Genomic DNA, 15783 nt, shown 5'->3' with positions numbered 1-15783 from the left:
TTATACGCGCAATGCTAACATGTTGATTTACTGATAATTTTGAGTAGGTCAGCAGTTGTTGAGTGTTGGATTAACGAGTTGGCACCAGGCTAAGCTTGCCTGCCGATTTATTTTGGAACACAACCTCAAATTAAACACCATAAAAGCGCTCTATGAAAACACCCTCTGAACCATTGCTCACGCTCGCTGTTTTAATATGGAGCATTTGGTATTCAAGGGCTCAGGAGTGTACCTGTGCCGAAACTTTCGAGCAGGTTGTTCAGGTTTATGAGCAAGATTATGCACTGTTTACTATAAAGGTTACCGAAGCTAATAGAGCACTTTATACGGCCAATAAAGACGTTTTCAGGAAAAAAGCGGCTAAGGTTTCCGATTTGGAAGAGTGTCTCCCGGTACTGGAACACTGGTTGCAGTTTTTCAGAGATGGCCATAATTATATACGTTTTACAGGCAATAGTGCCGGTAAAGAAACCCGAAAAAGTATCGCGATTGATAAAGAAAGGTTTCTTGATGAATTAGACAGCATTAACAAGATAGAAGATAATATTCAAAATGATCTTTTAGGGATCTGGAAATATGGGGAGTATCAAGTGGTTATTCTGCCCAAAAAAGGGGCGGCTGAGGGCGAATTTATAGGTGTCGTTTTAGACAGTAAGAATGTGGTTTGGAAGCCGGGAGACGTAAAATTTGAGCTTAGTCAGATTTATGGAAATGATTACGAGGTAGTTTATTACTTGAATGATAACACGAAGAGGAAGTTGAAGGGCAAACTTCAAAATGCTCAAAATTTAGAACTTGTAGATTTTAATAATTGGGTAAAGCTCTGGCCTTCTGATCCTAATGCAACAACTGCTACAGAAACAGATCTTTACGGCGATTTCCATATACGCCTGATAGATGAAAAAATACCCTACATACGTTTCCCGAATTTCTACGAAAAAGAACCTGCCTTTGTAGACAGCCTTATTAAATCGCATCATCAGGAATTGGTTAATGCAGAATTTTTTATTGTTGACGTAAGAGATAATAATGGGGGGAACGACGTGGTATACAAGCCTCTTTTCCCATATATACTCTCCGGTCCAATAGAAACACCTAATTATGGCCTCTGGATTTCTGAAGGAAATATTGATATTTTTCTGGAGGGCAGAAATCCGGAAGAGCTGGATGAGGAGAGCAAAGCGGAATACGATTACCTCTCTTCATTGAAAGGAGCCCTATTCTGGCCCGATGGTGATCAATATGCCAGTACTTCAGTTCCCGACACCCTTTTTGCGCCAAATCAAAAAGTAGCCGTTCTTATGAATGAAAAAACCATCAGCTCCGGAGAAACCTTTGTCTACAGGACCAGGCAAAGCGAAAAGGTAGTGCTCTACGGCCAGAATACTGCTGGTATAATCGATGGGTTTAATGTGCTTACCCGAAAGATAAACTGTTTTGAATTGCATTATCCTTCTTCGGTAAGAGCAAAGGATGTTGCTGAAAATCCTATAGATCCTTATGGGATGCCACCGGATGTGTACGTTGATGAAGATTTGGATGTGTTAAGATTCGCTATAGAACATATGACCCATCTGATCGATAACACCAAAAACTGAATACGTTCTTTTAAAACCCCGAATGGTAACAGCGTCTATTAGCACTGCTTATACAGGTTCTGGTCTTATTGATTCCCGGTCGTTCTAAGGATGCGTGATTTTTAGTTTAAGCCGGTACCTCGCTGGTCAACTATCAGGAGCATTAAAGTGGCTTGATGGTCTTGCTCCGGGACCTTTCTAACTAATATTGATTGGAGCATTCCTGATTCTTCCCCCTTTTACCTAGCCTTATACCTTATATAAGGTGCAACTAGATAATTTTCTTTTTCCACTCAAACCGGAATTTCCTTAGCTCATAAGCTTTTTTCCCTGACTCCGTGTTTTGTTGTTTAGTAGTGCGTGACCTTTAAATAGGTTTGCCTCATCAATAAGATAAATACTTAAAACCATGAAAAGAGAACTAATTTTTTTAAGAGCTTTTGCAGTAGCGACTGTAGCCGGAATGATTTTGATAAGCACTTCAGGTTTCCAGAAAAACGAGAATCAAAAATTCAGAGAAATTGATGTGGAAAGAATCAATATTGTAGAAGCAGATGGAACCGTAAAAATGATTATCACAAACGTGGAACGCTTTCCTAACGGAATGGATAAGATCAATGAAAGACCTACAAATGAAGAGCGCAAAAAACGTTCAGGCATGTTATTTTACAATGAAGATGGGATTGAATGTGGCGGATTTATTTATGATGGACACAAAAATGAAAATGGCCACAGCTCAGGACTATCGCTTACTTATGACCAGTATGATGGGGATCAGGTGATGCAATTGCTGACTCAGGATTACCAAAAAGGCGATGAACGATTTGTGAGTAGCAGCCTGGCATTTAACGACCGTCCGGGTAAAGAATCTCAAATCAAAACAGCGGCAATTATGAAGGAGTTACAAGAACTTCGTAAAAAAGACCCCGAGGCGATGCGTCAAAAACAAAAAGAATACGAAAATCAAGGTCTGATAGGGGGTGTTCCCCGAATAATGCTTGGAAAAACACGTAGTCAGAATAACGGTTTATTCCTTTTTGATGATAAGGGTATGCCCAGAGCGATGTTTTATGTTGATAAAGAAAACAATGCCAAACTCGATTTTTATGATGAGCAGGGAAACACGATTGCTTCGTTCCCGGAAAAAGAAAAATAATCAATCTCATAAAATAGCACTGTAGAGATATAGTGCTATTTTTAATTTTTGACGTGATGAAAAACCTGCTACATATTATGAGTGCTAACCGGTATTTTTTATTGTTTATTCTATTGTTTGCCTATTTTCAATCTATATACACGCGTATCGTAGGAAGAGGAGTTGTTGATGCCTATATTTTTACGCCAGAAGCGGCATTTGCAACGCTCATTTCAGTAAGTATCCTTTTTGTAATAATGCTTTTTTTTATCAGAAAATGGCACAAGTCTGTTGTTCTGGGGGTGCGTGAAATGTTTAAAATATTCAGTCTTTCGCTTCTTACATTTTTAACTGCTATGCATTTAATAGGCTTTTTGATAGCCTTCTCTTTTGATACTATTGAACGTAATTTTAATAATGAAACGCTTACGCTATCTACGTTTTCTAATTTGTTAGACGGGATCATTTACGGAAGCTTTTTTCTAACCTATTACTATCACAAACAAAACAGAACGAAACAGAAGCAGCTTATGAGTTACCATAAGGCCATATCAGAAAGTAAAATCAACCAGCTTAAAACGCAACTCAACCCTCATTTTCTTTTCAATAATCTGAATGTATTGGATCAACTGATCGAGGAAGACAAAAACAAAGCATCCGATTTTTTAAATGAATTTGCAGAAATGTACAGATATGTTTTACAGGTCTCGGATCAAAAATTCATTAGCCTTAGCGAAGAATTGATCTTTGCCAAAAACTACTTTAAATTGATAAAACATAAATACGGTGATGCATATCAATTGCAAATTGAAAATCATAAAAGTGACGGATATATTGTTCCGCTTACCTTACAATTACTTATTGAAAATGCCATTCAACATAATTTGGGAACTGTAAAAAAGCCTATTAAGATTCAGATTACTATCGATGAAAACATCAGGGTAATCAACACGTATATGCCCAAGCGAAATGCAAAATTGACTTCTGGAAGAGCTTTGAATAACTTAAAGGAGCAATATGAATTACTAACCAAAACTCCTATTAGCATTGAGCAAACTAACAGCATGTTTTCTGTAAAACTTCCTGTAATTAAAACATTAGACCCGTGGTGAAAATACTAATTATTGAAGACGAAATACCGGCGAGAAAAAAGCTGAAGCGTTTCTTACAGGATCTGGATATCAAAACGGAAGTCGTAGCAGAACTTGATACTGTAGCAGAAGCAATTGACTTTCTTGATACGGCTGGCGTAGATCTTATTTTTTCGGATATCGAATTATTAGACGGTAATGCTTTTGAGATCTACAGAGAGGTTCAGGTTTTTTGTCCAATTATTTTCACCACAGCTTACGATCAGTTTTTGATGAATGCTTTTGAAACTAACGGAATAGCCTATTTGCTGAAGCCGTTTTCGAAAGATCGATTTCAAAACGCCTGGGATAAATTTTTACGTTTAAAAAAATCAGCTTCCGAAGAAAACCAGCAACTGTATAGAATTACAAATCTTATCCAACAAACGTTTGCAAAAAAGGCTTATAAAGAGCAGTTTACCATTCACGCCCAACAGGGAATTTATTTTTTAAAAACAGAACTGATCAGTTACTTTGAGGCTGATGAGGGTGTTATTTTCGCTTTTGATACAATGGGAAAGAAACACGTATTAAACGAGTCTTCCTTAAAAAGTGTTGAAGCCTATCTCAATCCGGATGACTTTTTTAGAATCAACCGCAGCGTGCTGTTAAAAAAACACCACATTGAAAAAATAGAGCGCTACACCAAAAATACAGTAGCCATAAGCGTTAAAGGCACAAAAAACCACCTTAAAACCAGTCAAAGCAATACAGCCCCATTTATGCAGTGGATTGAAGTATAAAAGCAGGAACTTTTTTAGGAAGTATACCCCGACTGAAGTTAAGCAAGCAACTCTAATCTTACCCCGACCTACTTATTTTCCTGAGGCTTTTTTTATCGTCTTAGGTTTTCATTGTGTTGGATGGCGTGAAGCTTTACCTATTGCACAGGTGCTCATTTACCCGGTTAATCCTGGGGAAGATAGGCGTCGTAATGAGTATTGGGTTGCTCGATTTGCAATAAATTCAGGCCTATTATTTATTCTGATTCGATAGGGTTGGCCCCAGGCAGGATAGTCAACGATTAAAACTACGTGCTTACTTATCAAAGCAAGGTATGGTTCAATTAAAACTTAGAAGAACTCTTTGGAAATGGGTGATCACTTTTCTCTAAATCCATTCATTCGTTTTTAAAACGCCAAAACCTTTATAGTCGGAATTTTAAGGCATTTTAAAAACGATTTTAAAATTTAAAGTGCACTTGCCTTAATTTTGTGATTTAAAGCCTAAAATGGCTTTAAACATGAATTAGAGCCTCATCTTGTACACTTCTCGTTCCTGATATTTCAGAAAGAAAGCGCTATAAACGAAAAAAGCTCCTCAATTTCTTGAAGCGCTTTTTGCGGTCTGGACGGGACTCGAACTAATCTGGGAGTACCAGTGTTTTCAGGGGTTTAGAAATGGAGATTTTTAAGGACTCACCGAATCGCACACCGGATTTTAAACTTTAACATTTTTAACAATTCTTTAAAATTTAAATTATTGGAACATTAGAGCTTTTCCTTATTTCTATAATATCCCAATAATTAGGATTAATTTCTTTCAAATTTTTTTCAAACCTAGTCTTCTCTACTGCAAAAGCTAATAAGTGTGTAGGTCGAGAAAAACCTACATATACCATTTTAACAGATTGAATATATTTTAATTTGGCAGCATCTGTCAATCCTTTAATTGAATCTTCAATACAATTACCCAAAAATTGCTCTTTGAGTCTTTCAGATTCATATTTTCCATTCCAAAAAGTTTCGAGATAAAGACTAGCAGTGTGAGTTTGCCCTTTGATATTATGAACTGTACTTACCTTAATTTGAAAACCATCACGGTCAAAATAATTTTTAAATTCTTCGCCTTCTTTCTCACTTTTGTTTATAGAGGGAGCAAATAAAAATCTTTTTGAATATATCATTTTTGATTCAAACCAAGATAGCATTTCTGGTATAAAGTCTCTTATTTTCTTTAAAGTCAAATCCTGTTCGGACTTTGTGAGCTCCATACTCCATTGATAAATTTTACTTTTAAATTTTTCATATTCAGAAGGTCGTCTTCTTTTTATGGTTTGAAGGAAACGGTATGGTGATATATATCTATTATACTCATCTTTCAAATTCTCAAGACGTAAAATTTTTGTCAGTCCATTTAGAATTGCATCACGATTGGATTTTAGTGAACCATTGTTTTTTGGAAAAAAGATCAAATAATCTTCTAAGGTCTCAAATTCAATCGTGCTAGATTTTGGGCTGTTTTTTAGACTTGGGAGATAATTATTGAGACAGAGCTTATGACCCTCATTTGTCTCCTTTCGCCAGCCGTATGCATGATAGTTTTGATTTGAAATTGGTAAATAACCTTTTTTTCGATATTCACTAATTTTCTTAGAGAATTCAGGAATTACTCTATCAGCTTCAGAGCTTTCAAATACAAACATCAACGGCTTTAAATCGATTGCTTCCCCATTATCGTTTAAACCACGACCTTCGATTTTTGTTGGGGTTAGTGATAGATTCTGGACTATTCTCGCAATACGTTTACTTAATCGATGACTTCCATTAAAAAATAACTTTCCCTTTCTTTGATTCCAGATTTGATCGGTGCCGATGTTACTAGAATATATACTTTGATTTACATCTCCTAGGCGCTGTAATTTTGTAGAACTTCTGGTGCCAACAAATATTTTTTCAATCAAATTCATTTGGTGTATCTCCATATCCTGCATTTCGTCTACAAATACGTACTCAAACCTTTCTTGCAATAATTCATGATAGAAAGGAATATCATTTAAAATAACATCAGCTAAAAAATAGGCATCATCATAACAAAGTATTCCTGCTTCTAAAGTTTTTAACTTAGTAATCTTAATCCATTCAGTAATTCTATCTATTTCAAAAGAAGTGAACTTCACTTTTTTTGGCCCCGGTGTTTTAACTTCAAGTTTTTTACCATTCATTTCCTCAACGATAATAAAGCCGTCGGTTACTTTTTGAAAACGGTAACTATGTAGTATTTTAAAAACATTATTATAATAAACGGCATTATTTTTTTCTTGAATGGAAAAACCAGTCTTGTTCTGATTAAAGAATCTAGAAATTGTCTCATTATAGATGTCATTATCAATACGCATTGGTTTTTGTGCGTATTTCAAAAGGTAGGCTGGAGTAGCCAAAAACTTATCTACAAAACCTTGAATGGTACCAACGAAATTTGGATGGGAAAATAACTTAGGGCACAGGTGACCAATCCTATCTTTTATTTCATCTACAGCCGTATTGGTATGTGAGATTACGAGAATACCTTTATTTTGAGGTAAGGGCAATTTTTTCTCTAATATTAATAATTTAGCAAGTAAAGCTGTTGTTTTTCCGCTACCTGGAACTGCTTGAAGATCTATTGTGTTTAAGTTTTTAATAAAAGTAATACGTTCATTGTCGAATGATTGGCCATTTGCTAAAAGGATTTTTTCAGCATAAAGAATGTCTTCTTTAGTAATACTAAGCATTGCAAGCATGTTTTATAGCATCTATCAAATATTTAATACTCTCATCATCTTCTTCTATTGGCAAAACATTATTTAGTTCGATTCTAGATGCTAATTCGTATGCAATTTTGGTTTTGTGCAATCCTTTGTTAATTAACTTAGTGCCAAGTTCTTGTTCTATGTTATCTAAATCTATTTGTGGATGAGCTCTTTTAAATGCCTCTGAAAAAAGCTTTGATAATGATGAGGATTGAAAAATTGCATATTCTAATGTCCAATTTTTAGCTACAAATGTCTTTACATTTTGATGATTAAATTTTTTAATAATTTCTAAACTTTTCTTTTCAGATTTATCCTTTACAGAGTGAACATTTTCTTTAATATAATCCTTTGAGATTTCTCCGTGTTCATTTTTTCTGATTTCTAATTTATACGACCTAACGTCAACATCTGTAATGACAGACACCGGTATATCGATTATTTTAGTATCGTCATTGCGTAGATAGATTCTGGAATATTGTTGAAACGCTGTGTTCCCAACATTTACCACGGAAACACCTGCCTCTGTCAAATTTTTAGTTATAACTCCTTGTTCTTTGAGTCTTTGGGCAATAGCCGGTATTAAAATTTCTTCAGACCATCCTTCAACCATAATTATGCCATTCGCAAAAAATAAGTTGGCTTTGGTCGTATCTAAGAATCTTTCTAAAAATGAATATTCTTCTTTCTCTAGCTTTGTATATTCAGAGCCTAAAGGGAATGCTGAATTATTTGAGCAAATAATCAAATTCTTCAATTTTATCTTTGATCCTAAGTTAGGGCTGTGAGTAGTCAGAATAAGTTGGATTTTCTTTTGCATTTGCAACGCTTCAATAATCTGCATCTGTGCCTGAGGGTGAAGATGCGCTTCAAGTTCTTCTATTAACCCCAACCTTAATCCTGACCAATCTTTTTTTTGAAGATGAAGTAATTCCGAAGCCATAAAAAGTCGATTAAGTGTGCCTAGTCCTGGATTTACTTCATCTTTTATAGATAACTCTAATTTTTCAAGAATCGTTTTCAGATTGTTTCCTTTTACACCAAATTCAGACTCTTTAGTTTCATCATAAAACGATTTTATATAACCATCAATTTCAGATTTGAGTTCTTTTCCCTTTTGTTCTTCTATTGGAAGATCTTCATTTTCTATATTCTTACCTAGAAAATACTTTTCTACGGAATTGTTGAACTCTTTGAAGAGCCCAACTAATAAATGATCTAAATCCTTGTCTTTAAAAGCCTCATGTGCTTGAAGAATCTGTGTGAGTCTGGAGTTTTTCCTTGGTACAAGCTCAGATTTAGCATCCCTTAAGGGCCTGAGATAGGTTGTTTTCAGATACTCTTTGGCTTCTGCATCTAGTGCAAAACCTACAGGGTCTATTCCAGCTTTTACATCTGACGGAAATATTCTATTATTAACTAAATTTCTTCTAACATCTAGTGTAAGTCGTAAGTAGCTCTTTTTATTACCCTTTGAATTTATATACCATGCGAGCCATTCAGTAAAATGTTTGGCCTCTTCTACTTCAAGATCATCAAACGTTAATTCTATTCTTAAATGTTCTGAATTTATATGAAAATCATCGTGCTCTATTTTGTACCAATCATAACTATGAGTTTTTAATACAATCTTAATTGCATCAATTATGGCTGACTTACCAGAATCATTTTTTCCAACCAGTACATTGACTCCTTTATTAAAATTTAAATTTAAGTCTGGTTTGGAAAGATCAAGGGGTTCCTTGCATCCAAACTTTCTAAAATTCCAAAGCTTCAAATTTTTTAAAAACATACTTTTGTAAATTATTCCTTAAAAACATCATAAAGAACTAGCGGCCTTCTAACATACCAACCGTTACTCTTAAACATAGGGCTTTCTATGTTTTAATCTATTGACTCTATTTAGAAAGATGTCTGTATTGTGGGTTTCAAAAATATTGTTAGCCTAGAATAAGCTTCAAATTCTTTTATTTTCGAGTTCATTACGACATTGATTTGTTGCTAATAAATTTGCATTCCTTTATTTAGAAGCAAATGTTTATCAACTACCTAATTTGCTTTTAAGATCTTGTAAAAATGATATTTGATCTACCGCTGTACCGGAATATATGGCAGTATTGTATTTTTTATTTAATCCTAATTCTAAGATTTCAGATTTTCTTCTCTTATCTGTAAAGAGAAAATCGGATTTAGGCAGTCCAGTGGCTAATCTAGAGATATCAATTTGATCACCCGGAGTTTCCTTTTTATTATATAATGCTTTTATCGCTTCCAATGAAAACCTTATGTCTAGTGTAGGGATATTATTAAATCCATTGTTTTTCAAATCATTTCTGAAAAGCATCATTTCCTTTTTGCTGAATTTATGAACTTCCATTAATCTAAAAAGTATAGAATCAGGCCAATTTACTACCTCTTGTTCTTGATAGGTAAAACCTTTTAATATTATTCTACCTTGTTTAAAAAGATCGTTAATCCTTTCAATCATCTTATTGACTGTAATGGCTTTTAGAGCATTGTACATTGTATTTTTAAGTTTTGCATTGATTTTCGATTGTCCTGTAAGCTGTCTTATTTGATTGATGCCCTCAACCGTCCAACCCAGAAGTTCTTTGCTTTTATTGTTGTGCTCATTCATTTGCTTGTAAATACGTTTGTCATTAAACCTATTTGTGGCATTTGTATGAAAAAAAGTATTTAAAGTAAGGTTGTTCTTTCTTATTCTTGAAGAGATTAATTGGGTAACAACTAAGATTTCAGGCTTAAAGGATAATCCTTTTGAAAGCGAATAGAGAAAATCATCGTGTTCTGCAGCTTGCTTAAAATCTTTTGGTGCAGTTTCAAATAAATGTTCTGATGATAATGGACAAATCACCTGACCATTGTTTACATACTCAATCAAATGCGATTTAATTTTCGACCACGTCTCATCATTTTTAGCTTCGATCATTTCGCTAACAGCAAACTGATCGAGATAAACAATCAAGGGTTCTTTAATGTGGCTTTTCAAGTTAGATTTCTATTAATATTATAGCATAAACGTAGGACATGGCTGAGTCTGAAAGCAATTTACATTTGTTTAAAAGCCGAAGAAAATCCTTAAATCCTACTTACTTTAATGGTTTTTAATTTCTAAATAAATATAAGTGATCAACAGCAAATCATTTTACAGAATACTGTAAAAAACAGATGTTTAGTTAAATTTAGATTCAAAATCTATTACCCAAGACTCTACATTTAAACAGAGAAAATCTTCAAAAGGGATGAATTAGGAAGGGGAATAAACCCCATTTCCCTCCATTCCGCGAAAGGCTCCATTTCGGGAAAAAAGATTTATTCCAAAATCTTGAACCCAATCCTGATCCCGATAGCTATCGGGAGGATTGCGTTCGCTTGATTGAGATGCCTGGAAAATGCTTTGAGGCTTGCCACGAATTAAAAAATAGTATTTTCAAATATGCCCTGGCCTGAGCTAGTTTATTTAGCGCCTTTTTTTTTGCTAAATTTCACAGTATAATGTGAAATTTGACCTCAAAGTTTAATTATATTTGAAAAATACTCCAATAATCACACTGTAATGTGAAATATGGTGTGTTTTGTTTCTTATTAAGAGAAATAGGGTTAAAATCACAGTATGATGTGATTTTTAAAGGTTTAAACTATGTCTAAAAAAGCTATTGGAATTCAATTAAAAGAACGGCGGGATCATCTTAAGATTACGCAATCTGAAGTTGCCGATCTGGCAGGGATTAGCGTAAACACCTTATATAAAATCGAGCGCGGGCAGGCCAACCCCACATTGGAGTCTTTAGAGAAACTCACATCCGTTTTAGGTTTAGAAATTACGCTGCAACTCAAATCGATCAAGGTATGAGGATGGCAAAAGTCTTATATAAACAAGAAGAAGCTGGTTCTTTAATTCAACACGACGATGGAAGTTTTGAGTTTAATTATCTGGAAGATTGGCTGAATAACCCCGATAAACCTGCAATAAGTTTGACCCTGCCTAAATCACAACAGCAGTATCAATCGCCCTATTTATTTCCTTTTTTTTATAACATGTTGCCGGAAGGGACTAATCGGGATGTGGTGTGTAGCGAAATGCGTCTTGATACCGATGATTATTTCGGGATTTTACTCACTACTGCTTCTTACGATACTATTGGGGCTATAACCGTTAAACGAGTTTCTCAAAGCTAATGGTTATGCCTACGATTCAATACTGCCCCGGAACACTGGCTGAAGGTCATACTACCTACAGTAGGAATTGCTTAAAACGCATGTTCAATAACCGAAAAGTATCCCATATACTTTCTTATGATTCCCCGGGTTCCGGGTTACCCGAAAGCCGGATCTTTAGAGATAATCAAAAGCGTATTTCGATATCGGGTGTTCAGGAGAAATTTTCGGTTCTTTTAGAAAAGAATACGCTGCGATTGATTGATGAGGGGGAGCAGGGAGCCTATATTTTAAAGCCTATTCCGAACGCTGCAAAGCGCGGTGATCAAATGCCGGTAAATGAACATCTTACCATGCAAATAGCGCGGCAGGTTTATCAAATTGAAACCGCAGAAAATGCCCTGATATTTTTTAAAAATGGCGATCCTGCTTATTTAACTAAGCGCTTTGATGTCGCAGCGGACGGAAGCAAACTTGCCAAAGAGGATTTTGCCACACTCGCAGGTAAAACGCCACAAACCCATGGTGAACATTATAAATACGAAGGCAACTATCTGGAGCTTTTCGAATTGATGAAAAGGTACTTGCCAGCCTACAGACTGGAAATCCCTAAGCTGTATCAGGTACTGGTGTTTAATTATTTGTTTTCAAATGGAGATGCTCACCTCAAGAATTTCTCGATTTTGGAGACTCCTTTAGGAGATCATCGATTGAGTCCGGCTTATGATTTACTCAATACCCGGATGCACGTAGATGATGCGGTTTTTGCCTTAGACGGTTTGTTGCCCCGAAAAGACGCGCAGGGTACCATTCATAACCAGTTTACTACACTGGCAGATAAGATTGAGTTAACTGAAAAGCAATTCAATAAGATTATGTCAACCATGCTTGGTGGTGCAGAACAGGTAGAACAGTTGGTTCAGGCTTCTTTTTTAAATGAGCAATCTAAAAGAAATTATTTACAAGCGTATCGACGACGACTTAAAAGGTTTAAGCCTAAATCGTAATTCATTTATTTTCTTCTGCCAGTTAGGGATTTAAAAGCTCTTATAATTATAGTTCTCGTATGATGAATGAACCCCATTTCCCTCCATTCCGCGAAAGGCTTCATTTCGGGAAAAGAGGTTCATTCCAAAATCTTGAACCCAATCCGAAAAAGGATTGCGTTCGCCTGATCCTGCTGACTTCAAGTTTGCGTTTATTCAAGAAACCTTTTAATCAACTTCAAACCGGTAGCTCAACATCCTGCACAGCACCCGTTTCCTTTTCGTTTAAGAACTAAAATTTAGCCGGAGCCGCTTTGCATAATCAGGCTCCCTTGTCGCACTTTTTATAAAAGCTCTTCCTTGCTAAATTTTAAAAAGTGGTAGGGTCGAAAAGGAAACGCGATGGCGCTATGGGAAGTAAATGGAACTGTATTTGGGATTCCGTTTTCGTTGGCCTGATACTAATATACCCGGTAGTTGATGCGTTCTGCGCTGATACGTACAGCAAGAAAAACGCTCCGGATATAATAAGTAAATGGGTTTGCTTCTCATTTAATTTACAGGCATTTGCAATCAAAATTAATGGGAATTTTTTTAGCTAAATTGGAGTAGAAAAAGTAGCATTTTAGGGAGCGAAGCGAAGGAAAATGTATAGCAAGAGGGTAACACGCTGCGCGAGGTTACGGCATACATTTTCCAATATAAAAAACTGATTAACAGTCTTTTAAAAGGAGTGAAGCTTGGTGCATTTGAGTCTTAACGCCTGATTTTTTATGAAAAAAGCTGCTGCGCCCTGTGAAACCACTAAATTTTTTATGAAAAAATGGATAAGGGATATGAAAAAGAGGGATTTGAGGGTCTGAAAATCAAGGCCTCAGTTGCGCAACGATTTAGGGTGTTTTGCAAGCGTTTGTCAAAGTCCCAATCGATGACGTTAATGGCGATGATGGACTTTTTTGAAGTCAATGAAATCTCACCCGATGAACGTCTGGGGCCTTCCCATCGAACGCTGGAGCGAAAGCTTAATAAGCGTATGAATGCGATTATCGCAATTATCAAAAGCATCGAGAAAAGTCAAACCAAACCTACTCAGGCGATGCTCGAAGCGCTGTTTACCCAAACCGAAACCGAAGAAGCTAAACCGTTAATTATGAAACGGGATGACGAACTGGATGATGCTCGTTTTGAGGATTGGGATGGAAAGGATTTTTAATTCAGAAGGATTTGCTAGTCATTTACGGGGTTGCTATCTGGTAAAAAGCGTATTAAAGCGGCCATTGCGTATTTCAATAGCCGGTTTTTATAAAATCAAGAGCCCTTTGCAGCTGGCCATCATTAGTTCCACTTAAATCTTCAAATGATGGCTTAAAATAAATATCGGGCTTTATTCCTAATCGTTGGGTCTCCCTACCGTCCGGATAAAATACTCCGTTTCCGGTAAAGCTGAATTGATAATCGCCTGGGAGCGTTAACCGGCGTAAATCTCCATCAGCCCCAGCGGTTTGGCTACCAATCACAATTGCTCTACTATTAAATTGTCGAAGCATCATAGTAAACCATTCACCCATACTTTGGGTGTTTTCATTTACTAAGATAACTATCTGACCACTGTAAGGGTCGCCTATGGGCTGAGTGCCGTCTTTAGGAGCATACATATAGGTTTCTAATTCTTCCTTATATCTAAAAATACCTATTTGTCGCAGATCTGCAGTGTAATAGCGAGCAAATTTAAAAGGAGCTTTGCCCAAGAGTTTCGGAAGATAATAACTAAAAAAGCCAGGAGATTGTGGGTATTTTCGCATATCAAAAATTAGGGCCTTTTTACTTTTTAATTCGGCTGATAATTTTGGCAGGTCTTCATCATCAGGGATATCTTTATCAAACACATGTCCTGCCCTTACTAGGGTAATGCTATCCCCTATTGGTTCTATACCTTTGAATTCTTTTGCTTTAGTCTGCTCTTTATGTATGTGACGCTCAATAATCTTTATGCTATTCCGGTTTTTTCGATCCAGCATCCCTAAACTGAGGTTGATGTTCTTTTTTTGCCTTTTTACCGTTACACTCAAGACGCTATCCTGGATATTGCTAAATGCAAATGTGTCCCCTCTGAAATTATTGCGTGTACTCAGTTCTCTGTAGATAACCGCATCGTTTGATGCAGGTAACAGTCTGGAGCGGTTCTTTAACCACTGTTTTATTTTAATGCCATTAATGGCAACAAGTGCATCACCAACTTTAAGACTGCTTTGTTTTGCTAAAGAATCGCTTAGGAACTGGGTGATGATGAGTCCGGTTTTAGTTGCTTTGTAATCAAAAGGGGGATAATACCTTACCTTAAAAATAGCATTGGTCATTTGCATATTTTCGGGGGACATAAACCCACCGGCATGCGTGTCATTCAGGGCAGTTTCCAGCATAAGAATGGCTTTTTCGTAACCGGTTCTATCCTTGATTTCTTTAAAAACAGGCAGCATTTCTACCAGTACATCTTCCCAATCCTTATCCATGACATATTTATAGGGAAAGAGGTATTCAATTGCATTCCAGGCTTTGGCAAAGGCCAACAAATTCATTGGTTCTGCATTGAAGGTGTAATCGGGGTAAGCAGGCTCGTTGGGTAAATCGCCTTCATAAAACACCTCCGGAACATACTGATGTGTTCCGGTATTATTGATTTGGTTAGTCAAATCGGTCAATTGTTTTTTTAATAAGGGCGTATGTCTTTTGTTCTTTATCCAGCTATAATCAACATTATTTAACAGATAGGCTCCGTCAATTCGCTTCGACTTTTGATAAACCTGTTTGGATAAGGTGGGTTTAGGACCCTTATCTTGGGTTAACCTGCACATCAATTGGTTGAATTGATGAGTATCTGCTGTTTTCACGGAATCGATGAGTTCTAAAAACACCTGATCGGCATCAAATTGACCGGCTATGCTTTTTTGCGATCTGTACTTAACCAAGCCCCATATCTGTATAAACTGTCTGATGTTTTGATTTTCATTTTTGGAGTTGAACTTTTGGGCTAATCCCGCAGGGATATGGAGGCATAAAAAAAGTGCCAGGACTAAAAATTTGAGCGTTGTAGTTTTCATATATTCTTCTTATTGGGATCAAATGTCGAATTCAAAAAGTAATTTTGATAAGCCGATTGATGTAGTGCTTGAATTTATTGACAACCCGGAATTTTGCCGAAAACCTTCTTATAAGCTCATAGTACCCTTTCGTCATTAAAATTAACAGGTAGATGTATTCTATTTCA

At 36.1% G+C, this 15783-nt stretch carries 12 protein-coding genes; 8 read left to right on the top strand and 4 right to left on the bottom strand.

What is annotated here, in order from left to right:
- Nucleotides 1-152: 152 nt before the first annotated feature.
- From ACSSS3_RS05565 to ACSSS3_RS05550, 4 genes are all read left to right on the top strand, one after another.
- A complete protein-coding gene (locus ACSSS3_RS05565; protein ID WP_442846746.1) occupies nucleotides 153-1598 on the top strand; it encodes a S41 family peptidase in 1446 nt (481 codons plus the stop codon).
- Between the two features lie 388 nt (nucleotides 1599-1986).
- The gene (locus tag ACSSS3_RS05560; RefSeq protein WP_442846745.1) at nucleotides 1987-2733 is read left to right on the top strand and encodes a hypothetical protein; all 747 of its coding nucleotides are present in this window, start codon (nucleotides 1987-1989) and stop codon (nucleotides 2731-2733) included.
- A 56-nt stretch (nucleotides 2734-2789) separates the two neighbouring features.
- Nucleotides 2790-3824, top strand: a complete 1035-nt coding sequence (locus ACSSS3_RS05555) for a sensor histidine kinase (protein ID WP_442846744.1) — start codon at nucleotides 2790-2792, stop codon at nucleotides 3822-3824.
- Complete coding sequence (locus ACSSS3_RS05550) at nucleotides 3821-4585, top strand: LytR/AlgR family response regulator transcription factor (RefSeq protein ID WP_442846743.1); 765 nt, start codon at nucleotides 3821-3823, stop codon at nucleotides 4583-4585. Before ACSSS3_RS05555 ends, ACSSS3_RS05550 begins: the two co-directional genes overlap by 4 nt.
- A gap of 731 nt (nucleotides 4586-5316) precedes the next feature.
- On the opposite strand, the gene ACSSS3_RS05545 is transcribed toward ACSSS3_RS05550, so the two are convergent.
- From ACSSS3_RS05545 to ACSSS3_RS05535, 3 genes are all read right to left on the bottom strand, one after another.
- Nucleotides 5317-7335: a UvrD-helicase domain-containing protein gene (locus ACSSS3_RS05545; RefSeq protein WP_442846742.1), complete on the bottom strand. Its 2019-nt coding sequence runs from the start codon at nucleotides 7333-7335 to the stop codon at nucleotides 5317-5319.
- A complete protein-coding gene (locus tag ACSSS3_RS05540; RefSeq protein WP_442846741.1) occupies nucleotides 7328-9145 on the bottom strand; it encodes an ATP-dependent nuclease in 1818 nt (605 codons plus the stop codon). The genes ACSSS3_RS05545 and ACSSS3_RS05540 overlap by 8 nt, the downstream gene beginning before the upstream one ends.
- A gap of 249 nt (nucleotides 9146-9394) precedes the next feature.
- Nucleotides 9395-10363, bottom strand: a complete 969-nt coding sequence (locus ACSSS3_RS05535; RefSeq protein WP_442846740.1) for a hypothetical protein — start codon at nucleotides 10361-10363, stop codon at nucleotides 9395-9397.
- 651 nt (nucleotides 10364-11014) lie between these two features.
- Here ACSSS3_RS05535 and ACSSS3_RS05530 point away from each other — a divergent pair.
- From ACSSS3_RS05530 to ACSSS3_RS05515, 4 genes are all read left to right on the top strand, one after another.
- A complete protein-coding gene (locus ACSSS3_RS05530) occupies nucleotides 11015-11227 on the top strand; it encodes a helix-turn-helix domain-containing protein (protein ID WP_442846739.1) in 213 nt (70 codons plus the stop codon).
- Nucleotides 11228-11229: 2 nt separating this feature from the next.
- Nucleotides 11230-11553 carry a HipA N-terminal domain-containing protein gene (locus ACSSS3_RS05525; protein WP_442846738.1) on the top strand — a complete coding sequence of 108 codons (324 nt, stop codon included), beginning with the start codon at nucleotides 11230-11232 and terminating at the stop codon, nucleotides 11551-11553.
- Nucleotides 11554-11558: 5 nt separating this feature from the next.
- Nucleotides 11559-12539 carry a HipA domain-containing protein gene (locus tag ACSSS3_RS05520; RefSeq protein WP_442846737.1) on the top strand — a complete coding sequence of 327 codons (981 nt, stop codon included), beginning with the start codon at nucleotides 11559-11561 and terminating at the stop codon, nucleotides 12537-12539.
- A gap of 802 nt (nucleotides 12540-13341) precedes the next feature.
- A complete protein-coding gene (locus ACSSS3_RS05515) occupies nucleotides 13342-13731 on the top strand; it encodes a BfmA/BtgA family mobilization protein (protein WP_442846736.1) in 390 nt (129 codons plus the stop codon).
- Nucleotides 13732-13804: 73 nt separating this feature from the next.
- On the opposite strand, the gene ACSSS3_RS05510 is transcribed toward ACSSS3_RS05515, so the two are convergent.
- Complete coding sequence (locus ACSSS3_RS05510; protein WP_442846735.1) at nucleotides 13805-15616, bottom strand: S41 family peptidase; 1812 nt, start codon at nucleotides 15614-15616, stop codon at nucleotides 13805-13807.
- Between the last annotated feature and the right edge of the window lie 167 nt (nucleotides 15617-15783).

This window comes from Leeuwenhoekiella sp. H156 (assembly GCF_052218455.1).
Lineage (GTDB): Bacteria > Bacteroidota > Bacteroidia > Flavobacteriales > Flavobacteriaceae > Leeuwenhoekiella > Leeuwenhoekiella parthenopeia.
This window is presented reverse-complemented; position numbering and strand designations above follow the sequence as displayed.